Origin of the sequence: Streptomyces sp. NPDC058674 (assembly GCF_042716505.1) — a bacterium.
Lineage (GTDB): Bacteria > Actinomycetota > Actinomycetes > Streptomycetales > Streptomycetaceae > Streptomyces.
Genome location: NZ_JBHXSC010000008.1, coordinates 1 through 22,760, shown reverse-complemented (window position 1 = coordinate 22,760; position 22,760 = coordinate 1). Strand labels below are relative to the sequence as shown.

Genomic DNA, 22,760 nt, shown 5'->3' with positions numbered 1-22,760 from the left:
GCGGCGCCTCGTCGGGAACGAGGTCCTCAAGGGCTACCCGTACGCCGCACCCGCGGAGTTGGAAGGCCGGGTGGCGATGAAGGGCGGCAAGGACCAGCTCACCCCCAAACAGGTATGGAAGGGGTTCCTCAGCAGCCGCTCCACATGCTCCGGCGAGACCGTCTCCCCCGGGTTCCGCTCCGGATCGTAGGCCCGGAGCGGCCGGGCGACCGTCGTGCGGGCAACGGTCTTCTCGTGCGGATCCACACGGTCGGCCTGCTCCATGAAGACGAGGCTGCCGGAGAGGTCGTCGCGCAGGGCCGCCAGGAGGGCAGGGGAGTGCGTGGTGGCGATCAGCTGCCGGTACGGGCTGGAGGCGCCCGGAGTCACCCCCGTACCCCGCCTGAGCCTGCGGACGAGATCGGCGACATGCCCGGGGTGCATCCCGTTCTCGATCTCCTCCACGCTCATGCCGCCGGGCCAGAGCGGGTCCGAGGCGGCGGCGAGCAGCGCGATCATCCGCAGGGTCCCGTCGGAGAGGGCGGGCGGGCTGATCCAGCCGGTATTGCTGAACTCGACTTCGAAGTCGTACTCGTCCCGGCGCCGGTCGTGCAGCGGGCGAATGTCCCGCACCCCAGCATGACGAGCGTCGGCGGCACGTCGAGGGTGAAGTCGCGGAACGACTTGAAGCCGTCGATCCGAATCTGGGTGATCATCCTCTGCTCTGCTCCTCTGGCGTCGCGCCTGCCCTGTCACCCTAAGGGCTGCCCCCTGGGACGGCCGGTCGACGGACCGTCGGGCAGGCGGGACGACGGCCGGCCGCCGCGCCCTGGTGCGGGCGCCGCGACCGGCCGTGGTGCGCGGCCCGGAGGGGCCGGCGCGGGGTCGGAAGCCGGGGGCCGGAAGCCGGGGGCCGGAAGCCGGGGGTCAGAAGCCGGGCGGCTCGGTGTAGACGCCCCACTCCTCGCGCAGCACGTTGCAGATCTCGCCGAGGGTGGCCTCGGCCCGTACGGCGTCCAGCATGGCCGGGATCATGTTCGACCCGTCCCGGGCGGCGGCCAGCATCGCGTCCAGCGCGGCCGTCACCCCCGCGTCGTCGCGCCGCTCCTTGCGCGCGGCCAGCTCCCGCACCTGGACGGTCTCCACCTCGTGGCTGACCCGCAGGATCTCCAGGTCCCCGGTGACCGAGCCGTGGTGGACGTTGACGCCGACGACCCGCTTGTCGCCCTTCTCCAGTGCCCGCTGGTACTGGAAGGCCGACTCGGCGATCTCGCCGGTGAACCAGCCGTCCTCGATGCCCCGCAGGATGCCCGAGGTGATGGGTCCGATGGGGTGCTGCCCGTCGGGGTGGGCGCGCAGTCCGCGCTCCTTGATCTGGTCGAAGATCTTCTCGGCGTCGGCCTCGATGCGGTCGGTGAGCTGCTCCACGTACCAGGAACCGCCCAGGGGGTCGGCCACGTTGGCGATCCCGGTCTCCTCCATCAGCACCTGCTGGGTGCGCAGGGCGATCTCGGCCGCCTGCTCGCTCGGCAGGGCGAGGGTCTCGTCGAGCGCGTTGGTGTGCAGGGAGTTGGTGCCGCCCAGGACGGCCGAGAGGGCCTCCACGGCGGTGCGCACGACGTTGTTGTAGGGCTGCTGCGCGGTGAGCGAGACACCGGCGGTCTGCGTGTGGAAGCGCAGCCACATGGACTTCTCGCTCTTGGCCCCGTAGACCTCCTTCATCCAGCGCGCCCAAATCCGGCGGGCCGCGCGGAACTTGGCGATCTCCTCGAAGAAGTCGAGGTGCGCGTCGAAGAAGAAGGAGAGCCCGGAGGCGAAGTGGTCCACGTCCAGGCCGCGGGAGAGCCCGAGCTCCACGTACCCGAAGCCGTCGGCGAGGGTGTAGGCGAGCTCCTGCGCGGCCGTGGCCCCGGCCTCGCGGATGTGGTAGCCGGAGACGGACAGCGGCTTGTAGTCCGGGATGCCCCGGGCGCAGTACTCCATGAGGTCGCCGATGAGGCGCAGGTGCGGCTCGGGCTCGAAGAGCCACTCCTTCTGGGCGATGTACTCCTTGAAGATGTCGGTCTGGAGCGTGCCGTTGAGGACGGAGGGGTCCACGCCCTGCCGCTCGGCGGCGACCAGGTACATGCAGAAGGCGGGCACGGCCGGCCCGGAGATGGTCATGGAGGTGGTGACGTCCCCGAGCGGGATGTCCTTGAACAGGACCTCCATGTCGGCGGCGGAGTCGATGGCGACCCCGCAGTGCCCCACCTCGCCGAGGGCGCGGGGGTCGTCGGAGTCCCGCCCCATGAGGGTGGGCATGTCGAAGGCGACGGAGAGTCCGCCGCCGCCCGCGGCCAGGATCATCTTGTAGCGCTCGTTGGTCTGCTGGGCGTTCCCGAAGCCGGCGAACTGCCGGATGGTCCAGGTCCGCCCCCGGTAGCCGGTGGCGTGCAGCCCGCGGGTGTACGGGTACTCACCCGGCCACCCGATGCGCTCGAATCCCTCGTACGCGTCGCCGGGCCGGGGCCCGTAGACCGGATCGACCTCATCGCCGGAGAGCGTGGTGAAATCGGCCTCGCGCTTGCGGGCCTTGTCGTAACGGGCCTGCCAGCGGCGGCGGCCCTCCTCGATGGCGTCAGCGTCCATACCCATGAATTTACTAGGACGTCCTAGTAAATGTCGATGGCAAACCCCCGGAGAGTCGCCCGGGGGTGGTTGCGATCAGGCCGCGGCGGTGGCCCGGTCGCCCGCGACCAGCGGCTCGACCTCGGCACGGACCGTGCGCTCGACGAAGAAGGCGGCGAAGGGGATGGTGCCGCTGACCATGATCCAGAGCATCTTGCCGAAGGACCACTTGGCCTTGGAGCTCAGGTCGAAGGCGAAGACCAGGTAGATCATGAAGAGCACGCCGTGGGCCTGGGACACCACGAAGGTCAGATCGGCGCCCTTGTCGAAGCCGTACTTGAAGACCATGCAGGTGCAGAGCACCAGCAGCATCACGGCGGTCGCGAAAGCCATCACCCGGTAGCGGGTCAGCACACTGCGTTTCATGCGGTCGAGCCTAACCGTCCGCTTTGCGCGATCTTGACCGGGGCCGGGTCCGGGGCGGGGGCTGGGGCGGGGGCTGGGGCGGCAGCCCTGGGTCCCAGGCCGGCTGGTCCGCTAGCGCTCGTCGAAGTCGGCGGCGGCCACCCGCAGGGGGCGGAGCAGGGCGAAGATCTCCGCGCACTCCTCGGCGTCGTAGGCGCCGAGTCCGAAGTCGATCCCCATCAGGTCCCTGGTCGCGGCCTCGACGACCTCGCGGCCCTTGTCGGTGATGGAGGCGAGGGTGCCGCGGCCGTCGTTCGGGTTGGGCCGCTTGTCGACCAGCCCGGACCTCACCAGCCGGTCCACCGTGTTCGTCACCGACGTGGGGTGGACCATCAGGCGCTCGCCGATCTTCGACATCGGCAGCTCGCCGGCCTTGGAGAAGGTGAGCAGCACGAGCGCCTCGTACCGGGCGAAGGTCAGTCCGTACGGCTTGACCACCGCGTCCACCTCGCCGAGCAGGATCTGGTGCGCCCGCATGATCGAGGTGATGGCCGCCATCGAGGGCACCGGCCCCCAGCGCTGCTGCCAGAGCTCGTCGGCGCGGGCGATGGGATCGAAGGGAAGGCTGAGCGGCTTGGGCACGGACCAGACCCTACCGGGCGGTCATTTGACGGCGGGCCCCGTCTCACGCTTCGGCCGGTTCCCCCTCCGGTGCCAGGGCACGGGGGTTGCGGGCGGGGCGGCGATCCGCGAACGCGTTCGGGCGGTGAGCGGCAGGCCCCGCGGCCCGCGGACGGTGGGCGGCAGGCCCCCGGCCGGGTGGCGCGGGGGCGCTTCGGGCGTGCGGGTCGCGCGCCGGGGACGGGTCGGGGCGCCCCGGACGGTCGGGGCGCGCGCCGGGGTGGATCGGGGCGGCCGGTCAGCCCTCGGCGAGGTGGCGCTCCACCGTCTCGACCTTCGAGGTCATGCCGTCGCTGACGCCGGGACGGATGTCGGCCTTGAGGATGAAGGAGACCCGCGGCGCCCGCGCCTCCACGGCTGCCACCGCGCGCCTGACCACGTCCATCACCTGGTCCCACTCGCCCTCGACGGTGGTGAACATGGCGTCGGTGCGGTTGGGCAGCCCCGATTCGCGCACCACGCGGACCGCGTCGGCCACGTACGCGCCGACTTCCTCGCCCACCCCGAGCGGGGTCACCGAGAAGGCGACGATCATGCGCCGGCCGCCTCGCGCGCACGGGCCGCCAGCACGCTGTCCGCCTCGTCGCGCTTGAGGATCTTGTCCCCGTAGAGCCCGCCGAAGGGGATCACCGCGAGGACGAAGAACAGCGCGACCTTCTTCAGCGGCCACTTCGCCTTGTTCCACACGTCCAGCAGGAAGAGCACGTAGATGACGAACAGGATTCCGTGGAGGGCTCCGAGCGGCGGCATCAGGTAGTCGATGTCCGTCGTCCGCTTCAGGAGCGAGCCGAAGATCAGCAGGGCCGGGAACGACAGCGCCTCCGGTACGGAGATGAGGCGCAGCCGGTGCAGGGCGGAGGCGGTCTTGATGTCCACGTGGAACCTTCGGGGTGGAGGCCAGGGTCCGTCCCAGTGTCTCAGCCGCTTTGCGGGATCTTGACCCGGGTGCCCGGCGGCGGACGGTACCAAGACCGCAGTGTGGCGTATATCGGCCACCAGGCCCTTCTCGGGCACGGCCGCTGCCGATAACGTCATCCCGTGGCTCAGTTCCGACTCCAAGGCAGCAAGGTGCTCGCCGTCGACCTGACCGGGGACGCCGTCAAAGCGAAGAACGGCTCCATGGTCGCGTACGACGGCCAAGTGGCCTTCAAGAAGATGACAGGCGGCGGCGAAGGCCTCCGCGGGATGGTGGCCCGGCGGCTGACCGGCGAGCAGATGACCGTGATGGAAGTGCAGGGGCACGGCACCTGCTTCTTCGCCGACCGCGCGAGTGAGATCAATCTGGTCAATCTGCGCGGCGAGAAGCTCTACGTCGAATCCAGCAACCTGCTGTGCACCGACGCGGGCCTGCGGACCGGCACGACCTTCACCGGCCTGCGCGGTGCGACCTCGGGCAACGGCCTGTTCACCACGACCGTCGAGGGCTCGGGCCAGGCGGCGATCATGTCCGACGGCCCGGCGGTGGTGCTCCGCGTCAGCGCCCAGTACCCGCTCTCCGTCGACCCCGGGGCGTACATCGCGCACACCGGGAACCTCCAGCAGTCCTTCCAGTCCGGTGTGAACTTCCGCACCCTGATCGGCGAGGGATCCGGCGAGGCGTTCCAGATCCGCTTCGAGGGCGAGGGCCTGGTCTACGTGCAGCCCAGCGAACGCAACACCGTCGGGGGCGACGTCTGATGCCGTTCCGCGAGATCAACTCGAAGATGGTCGAGGCCCAGGTCGTGCCCGGGCAGAGGCTCTACAGCCAGCGCGGCGCCATGCTCGCCTACCGCGGCGAGGTCTCCTTCACGCCGAGCGTGACCGGCGGCCAGGGCGGGGTGATGGGCATGATCGGGCGCCGGGTGGCGAACGAGCAGACCCCGCTGATGACGGTCGAGGGCAGCGGCACGGTGATGTTCGGCCACGGCGGCCACCACATCCAGGTGATCAACCTGTCGGGCGAGACGCTCCACGTCGAGGCCGACCGGCTGCTCGCCTTCGACGGCACCCTCCAGCAGGGCACGATGTTCATGGGCTCGCAGGGCGGGGTCATGGGCATGGTGCGCGGCCAGGTGACCGGCCAGGGCCTCTTCACCACGACCCTCAAGGGGCACGGGGCGGTCGCCGTGATGGCCCACGGCGGGGTCATCGAGCTGCCGATCACGCCGCAGCGCCCGGTCCACGTGGACCCGCAGGCGTACGTCGCCCACCACGGCGACGTGCGCAACAAGCTGTCGACCGCGCTGGGCTGGCGCGACATGGTGGGACGCGGCTCGGGCGAGGCGTTCCAGCTGGAGCTGTCCGGCCAGGGCGCGGTGTACGTACAGGCCTCGGAGGAGAAGCTGTGAACTTTGGCCCCGTGACGGGCGGACCCGGCGGGCCGACGGTCTTCGACCCGTACACCCTGCCCTCCGACGACAACGTGAACGCGTACACCTTCTGCGTGGAGCTCAAGGGGAGCCAGTGGTTCCTGCAGAAGGGGAAGATGATCTCGTACTACGGGAGCATCGAGTTCAACGGCATCGGCAACGGCCGCTTCGACCGGCTCCTGCGCACCAGCTTCCACTCGCCGCTGCACGCGGCCGACTGGGTGGTGGCCGAGGGCCAGGGCAAGATGCTGCTGGCGGACCGGGCCTTCGATGTGAACTCGTACGACCTGGAGAACGGGAACCTGACGATCCGGTCGGGCAACCTGCTCGCGTACCAGCCCTCCCTCGCCCTCAAGCAGTCGATCGTCCCGGGCTTCCTGACGCTGATCGGGACCGGCAAGTTCGTGGCGGCGTCGAACGGGCCGGTGGTGTTCATGGAGCCCCCGCTGCGCGTGGACCCGCAGGCCCTGGTGGGCTGGGCGGACTGCCCCTCCCCCTGCCACCACTACGACCACGCCTACATGTCGGGCGTGATGGGCGGACTCCGCTCGCTGACCGGGATCGGGGGCACCTCGGGCGAGGAGCACCAGTTCGAGTTCGTTGGGGCCGGCACGGTGCTGCTCCAGTCGTCCGAGATGCTGATGGCCGAGCAGGCGGTCGGCACGGTCGGCGCCGGGGCGGCCACGGGCAACGCACACGGCGTCCCGGGCGCGGGCCAGGGCCCGGTCGGGCAGGCGGGCGTGCCGCGGATGCCGGGACAGCTGGGTGATCTCCAGCGCCGCCTCGGTCTGTGATCCGCCCCGCCCTCCCCCGACCTTTGTACGCAATTCAACATTTTAGGTAGAGTTCATTCATGGAGACCATGGAGACAGAGACGGCCACGCCCTGGCTGACCGCCGCCGAGCAGTGCGCCTGGCGCACCCACCTGGACGTCAGCCGGCTGCTGATGCACCAGTTGGAGAAGGATCTCCATCCCTTCGGACTCACCAACAACGACTACGAGATCCTCGTGAACCTCTCGGAGTCCGAGGAGCACCGGATGCGGATGAGCGACCTCGCCACCGCGACGCTGCAGTCCAAGAGCCGCCTCTCGCACCAGATCACGCGCATGGAGGCGGCCGGCCTGGTCCGCCGGGTGAACTGCGAGTCCGACCGCCGCGGCCTGTTCGCGGTGCTCACGGACGAGGGCATGGAGACCATGCGCAAGGTCGCCCCGCACCACGTGGCGTCCGTCCGTCGGCACTTCATCGACCTGCTGCCGCCGGAGGCCCTGGCGGCGCTGCGCGCGTCCCTGCGCCCGGTCGCGGAGCACCTGCGCGAGAACCGCGGCAAGGGCTGAGCCCCGGCGGGCTCGCCGCGCCGCCCCGGGCGCACGGCCCGACAATGGTCGGTACGCCCGCCGCCGGCCGTGGCCCCGGGCACCCTCAGGCGCCGCGGCCGGCCTGAGGAGGTCCAGCCCATGAAGCGCAACCTGTACGCCGTGAGCGCCGCGTCCGTGGTCCTGATGCTCGGAGGTCCGGTGGCGGCCGCGGCAGCGGCAACCGCCGACACGGCGAGAACCGCCCCCGCGGCGGCCGCCCGCGTCGACGTGACCGCCGAGGCGGCCATCGCGGCCGCCCTGAAGGCGCACCCGGGTGTCGTCGAGTCCGTCGACCGCGACGGGTCCGTCTGGCACGTGGACGTGATCTCCAAAGACGGCAAGCACGCCGAGCTGGAGGTGGACTCCGCCGGCGGCGCCGTCTCCAAGGAGAACCAGGACGACGACGACGGCGACGACCGCGCCCCGCTGCTCGCCGCGAAGGTCACCGCGGCCGAGGCGGCGAAGGCGGCCCTCGCCGCCCATGCCGGCCAGGTCTGGTCGGTGAACTGGGATGACGACGACGACAACGGCAAGAGGTACTGGGACGTCGAGGTCAAGACCGCCGACGGCAAGACCCAGAACGTCCACGTCGACCCCGCCTCGGGGAAGGTCATTGCGTCGAATTCCGACGCGGACGACAACGACGACGACACCTGACGACAGACGACGACACCTGGCAGCAACGACTGCCGGCGGCTCGACGCCGCCGGTCCGCGGGAAGGCGTACGGGGCGGGTCCGGGACGTGCGGCCCCCGCGCCCGCCCCGCACGGCCCCCGATCGGCCGGCTCCGGGCCGGGTCAGGCAGCGCGCGCCCTGACCGGCGCTCCGGCCGGTCCGGCGGCTCCGCCGCGCCCGGCCCTGCCCGCGCAGCGCCCCCCCCGTCAGGCCGCACCCCCGGGCAGAGGGCCCGGCCCCGATCAGGCGGCTCGGGGCGGTCGGCTCTCAGGCCTCCGTCAGCGTCGCCAGCAGGGCGTCGGCCGCCGTGTAGGGGTCCAGCTCGCCCGCGGCCACCCGCGCGGCCAGCGCGTCCAGCCGCGCGTCACCGCGCAGGTCCGCGATCTTGGCCCGGAGCGCCGTCACGGCGATCGTCTCGACCTCGCGCGCGGCCCGCGCCGTGCGCCGCTCCGCCAGCACCCCCCGCTCGCCCATCCACGCCCGGTGCTTCTCCAGCGCCTCGACCAGCTCGTCGATGCCCTGGCCGCGAGCGGCGACCGTCTTGACGATCGGCGGCCGCCAGTCGTCGCGGCCGCGGGCCTCGCCGAGACCCAGCATGTGGTTCAGCTCCCGGGCGGTGGCGTCGGCGCCGTCCCGGTCCGCCTTGTTCACCACGTACACGTCGCCGATCTCCAGAATCCCCGCCTTGGCGGCCTGGATGCCGTCGCCCATGCCGGGGGCCAGCAGCACCACCGAGGTGTCCGCCTGCGAGGCGATCTCCACCTCCGACTGCCCGACCCCGACCGTCTCGACCAGGACCACCTCGCAGCCGGCGGCGTCCAGGACCCGGATGGCCTGCGGCGCGGCCCAGGCCAGGCCGCCCAGGTGCCCCCGGGTGGCCATGGACCGGATGTACACGCCCGGGTCCCCCGCGTGGTCCGACATCCTCACCCGGTCCCCGAGCAGCGCCCCGCCCGAGAAGGGCGAGGACGGGTCGACGGCGAGGACCCCGACCCGCTTGCCGGCCTTGCGGTACGCGGTCACCAGCGCCGAGGTCGAGGTGGACTTGCCGACGCCGGGCGAGCCCGTCAGGCCCACCACGTACGCCCCGCCCGTCAGCGGCGCCAGCGCCGCCATCACCTCGCGCAGCTGCGGGGACGCCCCCTCGACGAGCGAGATCAGCCGGGCCACCGCCCTCGGCCTGCCCTCACGCGCCTGGGCCACCAGCTGGGGGACGTCCACCGCCGTCATACGTGCTGCGCTCCTCGGTTCTCGCTACGGGTACGGGTTCAAGTCCGGGTCCGGGTCCGGATGCGTACGGGTACGGGTGCGGGCGGTGCGGGGCCGTAAGGTCCGGCCCCGCCCGCCCGGACCGCGTCCTACCGGGGAACGCGCACGATCAGCGCGTCGCCCTGCCCGCCGCCCCCGCACAGCGCGGCCGCGCCGACCCCGCCGCCGCGGCGCTTGAGCTCCAGCGCCAGGTGCAGCACCACGCGGGCGCCGGACATGCCGATGGGGTGGCCCAGCGCGATGGCGCCGCCGTTCACGTTCACCTTTTCCGGCGTCACCCCGAGGTCCTTCATTGACTGCACGGCGACCGCCGCGAAGGCCTCGTTGATCTCGATGAGGTCCAGGTCCTCGACGCCCAGGCCGTCCTTCCCCAGGGCGTGGAGGATCGCGCTGGACGGCTGCGACTGGAGCGAGTTGTCCGGACCGGCCACGTTGCCGTGGGCGCCGATCTCGGCGAGCCACTCCAGGCCCAGCTCCTGCGCCTTGGCCTTGCTCATCACGACCACGGCGGCCGCGCCGTCGCTGATCTGCGAGGAGGTGCCGGCGGTGATGGTGCCGTCCTTCGCGAAGGCCGGGCGCAGCTTGCCGAGGGACTCCGCGGTGGTCTCCGGGCGGATGCCCTCGTCCTGCGAGAAGACCAGCGGCTCGCCCTTGCGCTGCGGGATCTCCACCGGGGTGATCTCGGCCTCGAAGACGCCGTTCTTCTGCGCGGCCGCGGCCCGCTGGTGCGAGGTGGCGGCGAACGCGTCCTGCGGGGCGCGCTCGATGCCCAGGCGGGTGTTGTGCTTCTCCGTGGACTCGCCCATGGCGATGTTCTCGAAGGCGTCCGTCAGGCCGTCGTAGGCCATGGCGTCCAGCATTTCGATGGCGCCGTACTTGTAGCCCTCTCGGGACTTGGGCAGCAGGTGCGGCGCGTTGGTCATGGACTCCTGACCGCCCGCGACCACGATGTCGAACTCCCCCGCGCGGATCAGCTGGTCGGCCAGCGCGATCGCGTCCAGGCCCGACAGGCACACCTTGTTGATGGTGAGCGCCGGCACGTTCATGGGGATTCCGGCCTTGACGGCGGCCTGGCGGGCGGGGATCTGGCCCGCGCCGGCCTGGAGGACCTGGCCCATGATCACGTACTGCACCTGGTCGCCGGAGATCCCGGCCCGTTCCAGCGCGGACTTGATGGCGAAGCCGCCGAGGTCGGCGCCCGAGAAGGACTTCAGCGAGCCGAGCAGTCGGCCCATGGGAGTGCGGGCCCCGGCGACGATCACTGAGGTGGTGTTGTTCGATCCGGACATGAGGCACAGCCCCTTGAGGATGAGGAGTGAACGAGGGTTTACCTGAATGTACTGAGCGGTACCGGCTCCGTCACCGGGCTGTCGGTGTGATCGCTGGCACGTTGCGTGACACCCCTCCTCGGCGGTGCACTGGTCCCATGCTGACAAGAATCGACCACATCGGGATCGCCTGCTTCGACCTCGACAAGACCGTCGAGTTCTACCGTGCCACGTACGGCTTCGAGGTGTTCCACACCGAGGTCAACGAGGAGCAGGGCGTTCGCGAGGCCATGTTGAAGATCAACGAGACGTCCGACGGCGGCGCCTCCTACCTCCAGCTCCTGGAACCGACCCGCGAGGACTCCGCGGTGGGCAAATGGCTGGCCAAGAACGGCGAGGGGGTCCACCACATCGCCTTCGGCACCGAAGACGTGCTGGGGGACTCCGAGGCCATCCGCGGCAAGGGCGTCCGCGTCCTGTACGACCAGCCCCGCACCGGTTCCATGGGGTCCTCGATCACCTTCCTGCACCCCAAGGACTGCCACGGCGTACTCACCGAACTCGTCACGTCCAACCCTGAGCACTGATGTCCCGATTCCCCGGCCGGTAGAGTGACGGTGGCTCGGCCGGGGTTTCGGTGCGGAGACGGGGTCGGGGCCTCTCAGCCCTGCCCCGGTTCTGACACCATTCCCCGGGGGCGTCGTTCAGCGGGCGGACGATGCTCAATTGGGAGTGAGCTTGCGACCAGGGGACGGATGGGACCGCGCTGTGCGGGGCTACGAAAGCCAGGAGAGCCATCAGGCCGAGGCCGACCATCTCTCGCTCTTCGAGGCCGAGATGGAGCGGCTGAAGAAGGAACGCGGGAAGGCCGTCCAGCACGCCGAGGACCTGGGATACCAGGTCGAGGTGCTGCGCGCCAAGCTCCACGAGGTACGCCGGTCTCTGGCGTCCCGCCCCGCCTACGACGGTGCGGACATGGGCTACCAGGCGGAGCAGCTGCTCCGCAATGCCCAGATCCAGGCCGACCAGATGCGCTCCGACGCCGAGCGCGAGCTGCGTGACGCCCGGGCCCAGACCCAGCGCATCCTCCAGGAGCACGCGGAGCACCAGTCGCGCCTCCAGGCGGAACTGCACGCCGAGGCCGTCAACCGCCGCCAACGGCTGGACCAGGAGCTCAACGAGCGCCGCCAGACGGTTGAGGCCCACGTCAACGAGAACGTGGCCTGGGCCGAGCAGCTGCGCGCCCGTACGGAGGCCCAGGCCCGCCGGCTCCTGGAGGAGTCCCGCGCCGAGGCCGAGCAGTCCCTCAACGCCGCCCGCGCCGAAGCCGCGCGCGTCGCCGAGGAGACCCGCCGCAGGCTCGCGGAGGCGTCCGAGGCCGGCCGCGCCGAGGCCGAGGCCACGCTGCTGCGCGCCCGCAAGGAGGCCGAGCGGCTGCTCGCCGCCGCGTCCGCCCAGGCCCAGGAGGCCACCGAGCACGCGGAGCGGCTGCGCTCCACCACCTCCGCCGAGGCCGAGCAGACCCGGCAGCAGACCATGGACCTCGGCCGGGTGGCCGAGTCCCGCGTGCAGGAGGCCGACCACGCGCTGCGCGAGGCCCGTGCCGCCGCCGAGAAGGTCCTCGCCGAGGCCAAGGAGAGCGCGGCCCGCCAGCTCGCGTCCGCGGAGTCCGTCAACGAGCAGCGCACGCGCACCGCCAAGGAGCAGGTCGCCCGCCTCGTCGGCGAGGCCACCAAGGAGTCCGAGGCCCTCAAGGCGGAGGCCGAGCAGGCGCTCGCCGACGCCCGGGGCGAGGCCGAGCGGCTGCGCGCCGAGGCCGCCGAGCAGGCCCGTACCGCCGCCGCCGAGGACACCGCGGCGCAGCTGGCGAAGGCCGCGCGGACCGCGGAGGACGTGCTGAACAAGGCGTCCGAGGACGCCCGCGCCACCACCCGGGCCGCGTCCGAGGAGGCCGAGCGCATCCGCCGGGAGGCCGAGGCGGAGGCGGACCGGCTGCGCCTCCAGGCGGCGACCACGGCCGACGAGCTCAAGGGCGCCGCGAAGGACGACACCGAGGAGTACCGGGCCCGTACCGTCGAGCTCCAGGAGGAGGCGCGGCGGCTGCGCGGCGAGGCCGAGCAGTTGCGCGCGGAGGCCGTCGCCGAGGGCGAGCGGATCCGCGGCGAGGCCCGCCGCGAGGCGGTCCAGCAGATCGAGGAGGCGGCCCGGACCGCCGAGGAGCTCCTCGGCAAGGCACGGTCCGACGCGGACGAGCTGCGCGGCAGCGCCAACACCGAGAGCGAGCGGGTCCGCGGCGAGGCGGTCGAGCGTGCCACCACCTTGCGCAAGCAGGCCGAGGACACCCTGGAGCGCACCCGCGCCGAGGCCGAACGGCTGCGCGCCGAGGCCGAGGAGCAGGCGGAGGCCGTGCGGGCCGAGGCGGACGCGGCGGCCCGCGTGCGGCGCGAGGAGACCGAGCAGGCGCTGGCCGCGAAGCGGGCGGAGGCCGACGAGGAGCTCGTACGGCTGCACACGGAGGCCGAGGGCCGGCTCTCCGCGGCCGAGCAGACGCTGCGCGACGCCCGGACGGCCGCGGAGGGCGTCCGCCGGGAGACCTCCGAGGAGACCGAGCGGCTGCGCGCCGAGGCGGCGGAGCGCATCCGCACCCTCCAGGCGCAGTCGGAGGCCGAGGCCGACCAGCTGCGCACGGACGCGGCGCAGGACGCCGGGCGGGTGCGGGCGGAGGCCGAGCAGATCGCCGTACGGCTGACCGGCGAGGCCGAGGCCGAGGCGGAGCGGGTGCGCTCCGAGGCGCAGGAGACCGCGGACCGGCTGCGCGCGGAGGCGAAGGCCGCCGCCGAGCGGGTCGCCGCGGAGGCCGCCGAGGCGCTGGCCGCCGCGCAGGAGGAGGCCGCCCGGCGCCGCCGGGAGTCCGAGGAGACCCTGGCGTCGGCGCGGACCGAGGCCGAGAGCGAGCGCGCGCAGGCCCGCGAGCAGAGCGAGGAACTGCTGGCGCAGGCGCGCAAGCGCTCCGAGGAGGCACAGGCCGAGGCGGTCTGGCTGACGGAGGAGGCCGAGCGGCGCGCCTCGGAGGTCGTGGCGGCGGCGGAGGCCACCGCCCAGCAGGTACGGGACTCCGTGGCGGGTCTGCACGAGCAGGCCGAGGAGGAGGTCGCCGGACTGCGCAGCGTCGCCGAGCACGCGGCGCAGCGGACGAGGACCGAGGCCGAGGAGGAGGCCGCACGCGTCCGCAAGGACGCCTACGAGGAGCGGGAGCGGGCGGCCGAGGACGCCAACCGCATCCGTACCGAGGCGCGGGCCGAGACGGACGCGGCGAAGGCCCTGGCGGAGCGGACCGTCGGCGACGCCATCGCCGAGGCGGAGCAGTTGCGCGGCGACACCGCCGAGTACGCGCAGCGGTTGCGTACGGAGGCCACGGATGCGCTGGCGGCCTCCGAGCGGGACGCGGCCCGTACCCGGGCGGACGCCCGGGACGACGCCAACCGCATCCGCGGCGAGGCGGCGGAGGCCCTGGAGACCTCCCGCAGCGAGGGCGCGCTGATCACCGCCGAGGCGGCGGCGGAGGCGGAGCGGATCACCGAGGAGACCCGCGCGGCGAACGCCGCCGCGGTCGCCGAGGCGGAGGCCGCGGCCGAGGCGCTGCGCGCCGAGGCGGCCGGGTCCCTGGACGAGGCCCGCGCGGAGGCGAACCGGCTGCGGAGCGAGGCCGCCGAGCAGGCGGACCGGCTCATCCGCGAGGCGGCGTCGGAGGCCGAGAAGCTCACGGCGCAGGCGGCGGCGACGCTGGCCGGAGCCGAGCGCGACGCGGCGCGCATCCTGGTCGACTCCCGTACCGAGGGCGACCGGCTCGTGGAAGAGACCCGCGCGGCCAACGCGCTGGCGGTCGGCGAGGCGGCGGACGAGGCCGAGCGGCTGCGGGCCGAGGCGGCCCGGGTCCTGGACGAGGCCCGGACGGAGGGCGGCCGGATCATCGGCGAGGCCGCCGCGGAGGCGGACCGCGTCACGGCTGCGGCGAACGAGACCCTGGCGACCGCGGAGCGGGAGTCCGAGCAGGCGCTGGACGAGGCGCGCGCCGAGGCGGGCCGGCTGCGGAGCGAGGCCGCCGAGCAGGCGGACCGGCTCGTCGCGGAGGCCTCGTCGGAGTCGGCGAAGCTCACCGAGCGGACCCGCAAGGACAACGAGCGCACCGTCGGCGAGGCGGCCAGCGAGGCGGAGCGGCTGCGTACGGAGGCGGCACAGGCGCTGTCCTCGGCGCAGGAGCACGCGACCCGTACCCGGTCCGAGGCCGAGCGGGTCAAGGCGGACGCGGCGACGGAGGCGGAGCGCACCCGGGCCCGGGCCCGGGCGGAGTCCGAGCGGCTGCTGGACGAGGCCCGCGAGGAGGCCAACAAGCGCCGCAGCGAGGCCGCGGAGCAGGTCGACCGGCTCATCACCGAGGCCGTGGGGGAAGCGGACAAGCTCACCTCCGACGCGCAGAAGCAGGCCCTCGCCGCCACCACGGCGGCCGAGGAGCAGGCCGACGCGATGGTGGACGCGGCCCGCAAGGAGGCGGCGCGGATCGCTTCGGAGGCGACCGTCGAGGGCAACTCCCTGGTGGAGAAGGCCCGTACGGACGCGGACGAGCTGCTGGTCGGCGCGCGCACGGACGCGTCGGCCATAAGGGAGCGGGCGGAGGAGCTGCGCGCCCGGGTCGAGGCGGAGGTCGAGGAGCTGCACGAGCGGGCCCGCCGGGAGTCGGCCGAGCAGATGAAGTCGGCCGGTGAGCGGGTGGACAAGCTGGTGCGGGCGGCGACCGAGCAGAGCGTCGAGGCCGAGTCGAAGGCCAAGGAGCTGGTGTCGGACGCGAGCAGCGAGGCGAGCAAGGTCCGGATCGCCGCGGTGCGCAAGGCGGAGGCTCTGCTGAAGGAGGCCGAGCAGAAGAAGGCCGAGTTGGCGCGGGAGGCCGAAAAGGCCCTTGCGGAGGCGAAGGCGGAGGCCGAGCGGCTCGTCGAGGAGGGCCGTCGTGAGCTGGAGGTCCTGGTGCGCCGGCGCGAGGACATTCAGGCGGAGATCTCCCGTGTCCAGGACGTTCTCGAGGCGTTGGAATCATTCGAGGCGCCTTCGGGCGGCGTGAAGCCCGCGATCGGCGGCCAGGGTGCGGGGGGCGTGAAGGCCGGGGCGGCAGCGGGATCTACTCGTTCGGGTGGCAAGGCGTCAGAGGGCTAGCCAAGGCGCCGTGATGTGTGCTCCTGATGGATGTTCAGGCGAACGGGTGACAAGCATTCTGTCGCCTTGCCACTCAAAAGGGGTGTCATTGTCCGGATCAAACGCGGATTGACTCGATGACACGCCGTCCGGGCGCCTAGGATTCCCCTTAACACCTCACGTAGCACCTCATCGGTCTCATTCGACAGGAACCCCATGAGCGACACTTCCTCCCCCTTCGGCTTCGAGCTCGTGCGGCGTGGTTACGACCGCGGTCAGGTGGACGACCGCATTACCAAGCTGGTCTCCGACCGCGACAGCGCACTTGGACGCATCAACTCTCTGGAAAAGCGCATCGAGGAGCTGCACCTCGAGACGCAGAACGCCCAGGCCCAGGTGAACGACGCCGAGCCGTCGTACGCCGGTCTCGGCGCCCGGGTCGAGAAGATCCTGCGGCTGGCCGAGGAGGAGGCGAAGGACCTGCGCGAGGAGGCCCGCCGCGCGGCCGAGCAGCACCGTGAGCTGGCCGAGTCGGCGGCCCAGCAGGTGCGCAACGACGCCGAGTCGTTCGCCTCCGACCGCAAGTCGAAGGCGGAGGACGAGGGCGTCCGCATCGTCGAGAAGGCCAAGGGCGACGCCTCCACCCTGCGCGCCGAGGCCCAGAAGGACGCGGCCTCCAAGCGCGAGGAGGCAGACGCCCTCTTCGAGGAGACCCGCGCCAAGGCGGCCCAGGCCGCCGCGGACTTCGAGACGAATCTGGCCAAGCGCCGCGAGCAGTCCGAGCGCGACCTCGCCGGCCGTCAGGCCAAGGCCGAGAAGCGCCTCGCGGAGATCGAGCACCGCGCGGAGCAGCTGCGCCTGGAGGCCGAGAAGCTCCGCACGGACGCCGAGCGCCGCGCCCGCCAGACGGTGGAGACCGCGCAGCGCCAGGCCGAGGACATCGTGGCCGACGCCAACGCGAAGGCGGACCGCATCCGCAGCGAGTCCGAGCGCGAGCTGGCGGCGCTCACCAACCGCCGCGACTCGATCAACGCGCAGCTGACCAACGTCCGCGAGATGCTGGCGACGCTGACCGGTGCGGCCGTCGCGGCGGCCACCCCGATCGTCGACGACGAGCCGGTCTCGCGCGGCGTCCCCGCGCAGCAGAGCCGCTAGGACGACGGCTCCGCCCGTCCGGGAGCGAAACGTACCGTCCAGGGCCGTATGTCACCTGTTCGAGGTGGCGTACGGCCCTTCGGCGCTCTAGCGTGGCCCGCATGATCGAGCTTGAGGGCCTTACGAAACGATTCGGCGCGAAGACCGCCGTGGACCACCTCAGCTTCCAGGTCAGACCGGGGGTGGTGACCGGCTTCCTCGGCCCCAACGGGGCGGGGAAGTCCACGACCATGCGCATGATGCTCGACCTCGACAACCCGACCAGTGGTTCGGTGCGGATCGACGGCAAGCGCTACCGGGAACTGCCGGAACCGCTGAAGTACATCGGAGCGCTGCTGGACGCGAAAGCCATGAACGGCGGACGCAGCGCCTACAACAACCTGCTCTGCCTGGCCCAGTCGAACCGCATCCCGGAGCGGCGGGTCGCCGAGGTGCTGGACCTGGTCGGACTGACGGCCGTGGCAAAAAAGAAGTCGAAAGGATTTTCGCTCGGCATGGGACAGCGGCTGGGAATCGCCTCCGCCCTGCTCGGTGATCCGAAAATCCTGATGTTCGACGAACCCGTCAATGGTCTGGACCCCGAGGGAATTCTCTGGATCCGCAATCTGATGAAGGGGCTGGCCGCGGAGGGGAGGACGATCTTCGTCTCCTCCCACCTGATGAGCGAAATGGCTTTGACCGCAGACCATTTGGTGGTCATCGGGCAGGGAAGGCTGCTGGCGGACCTGTCGATGGCCGATTTCATCCAGCAGAACTCCCGCAGTTTCGTCCGGCTGCGCTCACCGCAGCAGGAGCGGCTCAAGGACGTCCTGCACGAGGCCGGGATCAACGCCATCAGCGTCCCGGCCACCGGCGCGCTGGAGATCGACGGTGTGGAAGCGGAGCGGCTCGGCGAACTGGCCGCCCAGCACCAGATCGTCCTGCACGAACTCAGCCCGCAACGGGCTTCACTGGAGGAAGCGTTCATGCGCATGACGGCGGACTCCGTCGAGTACCACGCCCACGCCCCGGGCGCCGGCCTCCCCGGCGGACCCGCGGTGGCCGGCCCGGCCCTCGACAACCCGGCCCGGCCCGCCGACGTCCCCGCCTGGGGCGCCGGCTTCGACGCGACGCGCAAGGGCGGCGAGTGACCGTGGCCTCCTTCCCCGCCGTCCTCAAGTCCGAGTGGACCAAGATCCGCACGGTCGCCTCCACGATCTGGACCCTGGTCGCCGCCCTGGTGGTCACGGTCGGCCTGAGCGCCGCCCTGTGCGCGTTCTTCAAGGCCTCCTTCGACGACATGCCCGCGGAGCAGCGGCTCACCTTCGACCCCACGCTCGCCAGCTTCGCCGGGATGAGCCTCGGCCAGCTCGCGATGATCGTCTTCGGCGTGCTGGTGGTCGGCAGCGAGTACAGCTCGGGCATGATCCGCACCTCGCTGGCCGCCGTGCCCGGCCGTGCGGGCTTCCTCTTCGGCAAGCTGACGGTCGCCACCGCGCTGGCGCTGGTCGTGGGCCTCGCCACCAGCTTCCTGTCCTTCTTCCTGGGGCAGGCCATCCTCGGCGACCGGTCCATCGGCATCGGCGCGGACAACGTGCTGCGCGCGGTGATCGGCGCCGGCCTCTACATGGCCGTGATCGCCCTGTTCTCCATGGGCGTCGCCGCGATCCTGCGCAGCTCGATCCTGGCGCTCGGCATCCTGATGCCGTTCTTCTTCCTGGTCTCCAACATCCTCGGGGCGGTCGAGGCCACCCGGAAGGTGGCCCAGTACTTCCCGGACCAGGCGGGCTCGAAGATCATGCAGGTGGTCCCGGGCGCCATGGACAGCGGCACCGCCCCCTACGGACCGTGGGGCGGCTTCGGCATCATGGTCCTGTGGGCGGCCGCCGCGGTGCTCGGCGGCTACCTCGTCCTCAAGAAGAGGGACGCGTGAGCACCGGCTCCTCCTGACGTACTACGGGTGATCCCCGGGCCGGCCTCAGGGGCGGCTCAGGGATCACACCCGGGACGGAACCGCACGGGACTCGATATCCTCTTAATCCTTACGCGGGCGAAATTCGTCCCGGCCTGGTAAGGGGCAGCAAGATGATCGAGGCAGTCGGACTGACGAAGCGCTACGGCGCGAAGACCGCTGTCGACCAGTTGTCCTTCCAGGTCAAGCCGGGTCACGTCACCGGATTCCTGGGGCCCAACGGCTCCGGGAAGTCCACCACCATGCGCATGATCCTGGGCCTGGACCGGCCCACGTCCGGGCACGTCACGATCAACGGCCACCCCTTCCGGGACCTGCCGAACGCCCAGCGGCACGTCGGCGCCCTGCTCGACGCCAAGGCGGTCCACGGCGGCCGCCGGGCCCGCACCCACCTGCTCTCCGTCGCCCAGCTCTCCGGCATCCCCGAGAAGCGGGTGGACGAGGTGCTGGCCGTGGTCGGCCTCCAGGACGTGGCCCGGCAGCGCACGAAGGGCTTCTCGCTCGGCATGGGGCAGCGGCTCGGCATCGCCACCGCCCTGCTCGGCGACCCGCAGGTGCTCCTCTTCGACGAACCGGTCAACGGGCTCGACCCCGAGGGCATCCTGTGGGTCCGCAACCTCATGCGGCAGCTCGCCTCCGAAGGCCGTACCGTCTTCGTCTCCTCGCACCTGATGAGCGAGATGGCCCTGACCGCCGACCACCTGATCGTGATCGGCCGGGGCCGGCTGCTGGCCGAAATGGGCACCCAGGAGTTCATCACGCACAACTCGGCCGGATTCGCTCGGGTCCGCACGGCCGACACCCGTCCGGATGGCCGGGACGCACTGGGTGCCGCCCTCGTCCGCGCGGGCGCCCGGGTGCTCCAGGAGCCCGACGGAGCACTGCGCGTGACCGGGCTGGAGCTGTCCCGCATCTCGGACCTGGCGCACGGGGCGGGCGTACGGCTGTGGGAGCTGTCGCCGCACCGGGCCTCGCTGGAGGAGGCGTACATGCGGATGACCCGGTCCTCCGTCGAGTACACCTCCACCGATGACCCGCGCGCGGAGCTGTGGGAGCCCGAACCCCCGGGCGTCCCGGCGTGGGAGGACGAGGAGGAGGCCCCGCAGGCCCCCGCGGCCGCCTTCTACGCCCCTCCGCCGCCCGGAGCGGGCGGCCGGCCCTTCCTGATGCCCGCGAGCCCCGGCGAGCTCGCCGGGGCGGCGAGGAACGACCCCGAGGACACCCGATGACCGGCCCCACGCCCCTCGGCGCGACGACCGCGCCCCTGCCGGCGGACCACGGCTCCGCACTGCCCGCCCGCCGCCCCCACCTGGGCCACGCCCTGGCCTCGGAGTGGACCAAGATGGTCTCCGTCCGCTCGACCCTGTGGACGCTCGGGTCGCTCGTGCTGACCGTCGTCGGCATCGGCATGCTCTTCGTGCTCCAGACCACGGACCAGGAGTACACCGGGATCACCTACACCACCCCGGCCCTCTTCGGCCTGCTGATCGGGCAGATCGCGGTGCTGGTGCTCGGCGTCCTGACGATCACCTCCGAGCACGCCACCGGGCTGGTCCGCACGACCTTCACCGCCGCCCCGGAGCGGCACCGGGTCCTGACCGCCAAGTACCTCGTCTTCGCCACCTCTGCCTTCGTCGTCACCAGCGGCTCCGTCTTCGTGATCGGGCTGGTCGCGCAGATCCTGCACGGCGGGAGCGCCGCCGGGAGGCACCCGGCGGGCGAGTGGAACGGCGCGCTGCTCGGCTGCGTGTACGTCACCCTGCTCGGCGTGCTCGCGCTCGCCGTCGGCGCGCTGATCCGGCACTCCGCCGGGGCGATCGCCGTCATGCTCGGGGTGGTGACGCTGCCGCCCGTGACGGGCGCGATGCTCGGCATCTGGGAGGCGGCCGCCCCCGCCGGGAGGCTGGTCCTGGAGCACAACGCCCCGGTGGCCCTGATGACGCTGTTCGGCATGGAGCAGAGCGGCAGCGGCTCCGCGATGCCCTCGTCGCTGACCCACATGCTGATCATCGTGGTGGTCACCGGCGCCGCCGTGGCCGCCTCGTACGTGGTGGTCGGGCGCCGGGACGTGTGACGGCGGACCCGTTCACGGTCCGGTCCGGCGGGGGACGGGCCGGTAGGGGGGAACGGGCTAGTACCTGGGGGCGTTCCGGGACCGCTGCACCTTCGTGGTGCGGCGGTCCTTCGCGTTCCAGCAGGCCTTGTGCCAGTGCCGCCGGTCGTCCACCCCGCCGTACTCCGGCCAGGCCACGAGGTGCGGGATGCCGGAGGGGATCTCCTGGTCGCAGCCGGGGCAGCGGTAGCGCTTGCCCGCCGCGCTCGCGCCCGCGACGTGCCGGATCCTCCACTCCTCGCCCTGGTACTCCTCCGTGCGCTCCAGCCCGTACCGGTCGAGGTTGGTGGCGGGGCGTTCGCCCGGAGTCTCGCCGCCTCTGGGGCGGTTGTGGCGCGGTGACACGTATACCTCACGGAAGGGCGGTCGGCAGTGACTTTCCTCCAGACTACGCGCCGCGGCCACGGGTACCCGCAGGGTTGCTGACGACGGCGGACGGCACTGCGGCGACTGGCCCGACAATCCCAATAACTTTCGTGTCAGCCCGTGCCTTTGGCACGTGTCGGACGTTGTTGCCATAGGAAGAACCGGTCCACCTGGGGGAGGCCGCGTCAGCCGCGAGGAGGCTAAAGGCGATGCGCGTAGGAGCATTTGTACTGGCGGCCCAGTTCCCGGGCCAGGGAGCGGGCGAGGCACTGCACCGGGCGGTGCGCACGGCGGAGGTGGCGGAGGAGGCCGGGCTCGACTCGGTCTGGCTCGCCGAGCACCACTTCGTCCCGTACGGGGTGTGCCCCTCGGCGGTGACCCTGGCGGCCCTGCTGCTGGGCCGGACCCGGCGGCTGCGGGTGGGCACCGCGGTGAGCGTGCTGCCGAGCACGCATCCGGTGGCCCTCGGGGAGCAGACGGCGCTGCTCCACCTCACGTCGGGGGGCCGCTTCACCCTCGGGGTGGGCCGCGGCGGGCCGTGGGTCGACCTGGAGGTGTTCGGGGGCGGTCTGGACGCGTACGAGAACGGCTTCCCGGAGGGGCTCGACCTGCTGCGCAGCTGGCTGAGCCGGGCGCGGGTCGGCGCGGCCGGCGAGCGCTACGGCTTCCGCGAGGTGGCCGTCGTACCGCGGCCGTCGGAGGCCCTGGACGGGGACGGGCCGGGCCCGGAGGTGATCGTGGCCTGCACGTCGCCCTCGTCGGTGCGGACCGCCGCGGAGCGGGGGCTGCCGATGCTCCTGGGGATGCACTGCGGGGACGAGGAGAAGGCGGAGATGGTCGGCCTGTGGCGCCGCACGGCGCTGGCGGCGGGACACCCCCCGCAGGACGTGGCGGGGGCGGGGCACGTCTCCGCCGGGGTGTGCCAGCTGGCGGACCGCACGGCGGACGCCCGCGAGGCCCTGCTCAAGGCGATGCCGGGCTGGTTCAGGCAGGGTCTCGACGCGCACGTGACGGTGGACGGCCGCACGCGCCCGATGCGGGACCCGGTGGCGTACACGGAGCTGCTGTGCGACCTGCACCCGGTGGGCACGCCGGCCTTGGCGGCGGACCGGCTGGCGGCCACCTCGGAACGGACCGGCATCACCCGCTTCGCCCTCCTGACGGAGGGGTCGGGCGATCTCGCCGCGACGGAGGAGAACGTTCGGCGCCTCGGCACCGAAGTCCTGCCCCGCCTCGGCTGAGAACGGCCTCCTGGGTCCTGTCGTCGAAGTAGCGCCGGTCAGGCCCGCGGTGTCCGGCGCCGTGCATCGCAAGGCGGAGGGGCGCCCGAGTACTGGACGTACTCGGGCCGCCCGACCACGCGGGGAGGTGGGGTGGCCGGCCCCGCGTGCCCCGCGG

Annotated in this window: 22 protein-coding genes; 13 read left to right on the top strand and 9 right to left on the bottom strand. The window is 72.3% G+C overall.

Annotation, left to right across the window (positions count from 1 at the left end):
* Positions 1 to 33: 33 nt before the first annotated feature.
* From ACFWU6_RS06565 to ACFWU6_RS06540, 6 genes are all read right to left on the bottom strand, one after another.
* Positions 34 to 735: an AAA family ATPase gene (locus tag ACFWU6_RS06565; RefSeq protein ID WP_383978916.1), complete on the bottom strand. Its 702-nt coding sequence runs from the start codon at positions 733 to 735 to the stop codon at positions 34 to 36.
* 171 nt (positions 736 to 906) lie between these two features.
* Positions 907 to 2,607, bottom strand: a complete 1,701-nt coding sequence (locus tag ACFWU6_RS06560) for a methylmalonyl-CoA mutase (protein WP_383978914.1) — start codon at positions 2,605 to 2,607, stop codon at positions 907 to 909.
* A 75-nt stretch (positions 2,608 to 2,682) separates the two neighbouring features.
* A complete protein-coding gene (locus ACFWU6_RS06555; RefSeq protein WP_383809460.1) occupies positions 2,683 to 3,012 on the bottom strand; it encodes a DUF3817 domain-containing protein in 330 nt (109 codons plus the stop codon).
* 111 nt (positions 3,013 to 3,123) lie between these two features.
* Complete coding sequence (locus ACFWU6_RS06550; RefSeq protein WP_383809463.1) at positions 3,124 to 3,633, bottom strand: MarR family winged helix-turn-helix transcriptional regulator; 510 nt, start codon at positions 3,631 to 3,633, stop codon at positions 3,124 to 3,126.
* 277 nt (positions 3,634 to 3,910) lie between these two features.
* Positions 3,911 to 4,207 (bottom strand): MTH1187 family thiamine-binding protein, encoded by a 297-nt coding sequence (locus ACFWU6_RS06545; protein ID WP_383809466.1) that lies wholly within the window; start codon positions 4,205 to 4,207, stop codon positions 3,911 to 3,913.
* Positions 4,204 to 4,548, bottom strand: a complete 345-nt coding sequence (locus ACFWU6_RS06540; protein ID WP_383809469.1) for a DUF3817 domain-containing protein — start codon at positions 4,546 to 4,548, stop codon at positions 4,204 to 4,206. The genes ACFWU6_RS06545 and ACFWU6_RS06540 overlap by 4 nt, the downstream gene beginning before the upstream one ends.
* 162 nt (positions 4,549 to 4,710) lie before the next feature.
* On the opposite strand from ACFWU6_RS06540, the gene ACFWU6_RS06535 reads away from it, so the two are divergent.
* The 5 genes from ACFWU6_RS06535 to ACFWU6_RS06515 all read left to right on the top strand — a co-directional run bounded on the left by ACFWU6_RS06535 (position 4,711) and on the right by ACFWU6_RS06515 (position 8,037).
* The gene (locus tag ACFWU6_RS06535; protein ID WP_383809472.1) at positions 4,711 to 5,349 is read left to right on the top strand and encodes an AIM24 family protein; all 639 of its coding nucleotides are present in this window, start codon (positions 4,711 to 4,713) and stop codon (positions 5,347 to 5,349) included.
* Entirely contained in the window at positions 5,349 to 5,999 is a 651-nt protein-coding gene (locus ACFWU6_RS06530) for an AIM24 family protein (protein WP_383809474.1), read from the top strand. The genes ACFWU6_RS06535 and ACFWU6_RS06530 overlap by 1 nt, the downstream gene beginning before the upstream one ends.
* Positions 6,000 to 6,010: 11 nt before the next feature.
* On the top strand, positions 6,011 to 6,814 hold the full coding sequence (locus ACFWU6_RS06525; protein WP_383979065.1) for an AIM24 family protein: 804 nt from the start codon (positions 6,011 to 6,013) through the stop codon (positions 6,812 to 6,814).
* A gap of 68 nt (positions 6,815 to 6,882) precedes the next feature.
* Positions 6,883 to 7,359, top strand: coding sequence for a MarR family winged helix-turn-helix transcriptional regulator (locus tag ACFWU6_RS06520; protein WP_383809512.1), 477 nt, complete (start codon positions 6,883 to 6,885; stop codon positions 7,357 to 7,359).
* 120 nt (positions 7,360 to 7,479) lie between these two features.
* Positions 7,480 to 8,037 (top strand): PepSY domain-containing protein, encoded by a 558-nt coding sequence (locus ACFWU6_RS06515; protein ID WP_383978911.1) that lies wholly within the window; start codon positions 7,480 to 7,482, stop codon positions 8,035 to 8,037.
* Positions 8,038 to 8,323: 286 nt separating this feature from the next.
* On the opposite strand, the gene meaB is transcribed toward ACFWU6_RS06515, so the two are convergent.
* The gene (gene meaB, locus ACFWU6_RS06510) at positions 8,324 to 9,286 is read right to left on the bottom strand and encodes a methylmalonyl Co-A mutase-associated GTPase MeaB (RefSeq protein ID WP_383978908.1); all 963 of its coding nucleotides are present in this window, start codon (positions 9,284 to 9,286) and stop codon (positions 8,324 to 8,326) included.
* A 128-nt stretch (positions 9,287 to 9,414) separates the two neighbouring features.
* The gene (locus ACFWU6_RS06505) at positions 9,415 to 10,614 is read right to left on the bottom strand and encodes an acetyl-CoA C-acetyltransferase (protein ID WP_383978905.1); all 1,200 of its coding nucleotides are present in this window, start codon (positions 10,612 to 10,614) and stop codon (positions 9,415 to 9,417) included.
* Positions 10,615 to 10,751: 137 nt separating this feature from the next.
* On the opposite strand from ACFWU6_RS06505, the gene mce reads away from it, so the two are divergent.
* From mce to ACFWU6_RS06470, 7 genes are all read left to right on the top strand, one after another.
* On the top strand, positions 10,752 to 11,180 hold the full coding sequence (gene mce, locus ACFWU6_RS06500) for a methylmalonyl-CoA epimerase (RefSeq protein ID WP_383809486.1): 429 nt from the start codon (positions 10,752 to 10,754) through the stop codon (positions 11,178 to 11,180).
* 181 nt (positions 11,181 to 11,361) lie between these two features.
* Positions 11,362 to 15,798 carry a polarized growth protein Scy gene (scy, locus tag ACFWU6_RS06495; RefSeq protein WP_383978903.1) on the top strand — a complete coding sequence of 1,479 codons (4,437 nt, stop codon included), beginning with the start codon at positions 11,362 to 11,364 and terminating at the stop codon, positions 15,796 to 15,798.
* Between the two features lie 195 nt (positions 15,799 to 15,993).
* Positions 15,994 to 16,932, top strand: coding sequence for a cellulose-binding protein (locus tag ACFWU6_RS06490; RefSeq protein ID WP_383809492.1), 939 nt, complete (start codon positions 15,994 to 15,996; stop codon positions 16,930 to 16,932).
* 101 nt (positions 16,933 to 17,033) lie between these two features.
* Positions 17,034 to 18,062 (top strand): ABC transporter ATP-binding protein, encoded by a 1,029-nt coding sequence (locus tag ACFWU6_RS06485; protein ID WP_383809495.1) that lies wholly within the window; start codon positions 17,034 to 17,036, stop codon positions 18,060 to 18,062.
* 2 nt (positions 18,063 to 18,064) lie between these two features.
* Positions 18,065 to 18,844, top strand: a complete 780-nt coding sequence (locus ACFWU6_RS06480; RefSeq protein WP_383809515.1) for an ABC transporter permease subunit — start codon at positions 18,065 to 18,067, stop codon at positions 18,842 to 18,844.
* 152 nt (positions 18,845 to 18,996) lie between these two features.
* Positions 18,997 to 20,112: an ABC transporter ATP-binding protein gene (locus tag ACFWU6_RS06475; protein ID WP_383978898.1), complete on the top strand. Its 1,116-nt coding sequence runs from the start codon at positions 18,997 to 18,999 to the stop codon at positions 20,110 to 20,112.
* Positions 20,109 to 20,957 (top strand): ABC transporter permease, encoded by an 849-nt coding sequence (locus ACFWU6_RS06470; RefSeq protein WP_383809502.1) that lies wholly within the window; start codon positions 20,109 to 20,111, stop codon positions 20,955 to 20,957. The genes ACFWU6_RS06475 and ACFWU6_RS06470 overlap by 4 nt, the downstream gene beginning before the upstream one ends.
* Before the next feature lie 57 nt (positions 20,958 to 21,014).
* Here ACFWU6_RS06470 and ACFWU6_RS06465 read toward each other — a convergent pair whose 3' ends face one another.
* Complete coding sequence (locus ACFWU6_RS06465; RefSeq protein WP_383978895.1) at positions 21,015 to 21,341, bottom strand: ATP/GTP-binding protein; 327 nt, start codon at positions 21,339 to 21,341, stop codon at positions 21,015 to 21,017.
* Positions 21,342 to 21,571: 230 nt separating this feature from the next.
* Between ACFWU6_RS06465 and ACFWU6_RS06460 the strand changes: the two genes are divergently transcribed.
* Positions 21,572 to 22,603, top strand: a complete 1,032-nt coding sequence (locus ACFWU6_RS06460) for an LLM class flavin-dependent oxidoreductase (protein ID WP_383809507.1) — start codon at positions 21,572 to 21,574, stop codon at positions 22,601 to 22,603.
* Positions 22,604 to 22,760 lie beyond the last annotated feature (157 nt).

Coding starts and splice junctions, on each gene's coding strand:
- ACFWU6_RS06560 (WP_383978914.1), bottom strand. CDS start 2,607: ATGGACGCTGACGCCATCGAGGAGGGCCGCCGCCGCTGGCAGGCCCGT.
- ACFWU6_RS06475 (WP_383978898.1), top strand. CDS start 18,997: ATGATCGAGGCAGTCGGACTGACGAAGCGCTACGGCGCGAAGACCGCT.
- ACFWU6_RS06490 (WP_383809492.1), top strand. CDS start 15,994: ATGAGCGACACTTCCTCCCCCTTCGGCTTCGAGCTCGTGCGGCGTGGT.
- ACFWU6_RS06470 (WP_383809502.1), top strand. CDS start 20,109: ATGACCGGCCCCACGCCCCTCGGCGCGACGACCGCGCCCCTGCCGGCG.
- ACFWU6_RS06505 (WP_383978905.1), bottom strand. CDS start 10,614: ATGTCCGGATCGAACAACACCACCTCAGTGATCGTCGCCGGGGCCCGC.
- ACFWU6_RS06545 (WP_383809466.1), bottom strand. CDS start 4,207: ATGATCGTCGCCTTCTCGGTGACCCCGCTCGGGGTGGGCGAGGAAGTC.
- ACFWU6_RS06515 (WP_383978911.1), top strand. CDS start 7,480: ATGAAGCGCAACCTGTACGCCGTGAGCGCCGCGTCCGTGGTCCTGATG.
- ACFWU6_RS06530 (WP_383809474.1), top strand. CDS start 5,349: ATGCCGTTCCGCGAGATCAACTCGAAGATGGTCGAGGCCCAGGTCGTG.
- ACFWU6_RS06520 (WP_383809512.1), top strand. CDS start 6,883: ATGGAGACAGAGACGGCCACGCCCTGGCTGACCGCCGCCGAGCAGTGC.
- meaB (WP_383978908.1), bottom strand. CDS start 9,286: ATGACGGCGGTGGACGTCCCCCAGCTGGTGGCCCAGGCGCGTGAGGGC.
- ACFWU6_RS06555 (WP_383809460.1), bottom strand. CDS start 3,012: ATGAAACGCAGTGTGCTGACCCGCTACCGGGTGATGGCTTTCGCGACC.
- ACFWU6_RS06460 (WP_383809507.1), top strand. CDS start 21,572: ATGCGCGTAGGAGCATTTGTACTGGCGGCCCAGTTCCCGGGCCAGGGA.
- mce (WP_383809486.1), top strand. CDS start 10,752: ATGCTGACAAGAATCGACCACATCGGGATCGCCTGCTTCGACCTCGAC.
- ACFWU6_RS06485 (WP_383809495.1), top strand. CDS start 17,034: ATGATCGAGCTTGAGGGCCTTACGAAACGATTCGGCGCGAAGACCGCC.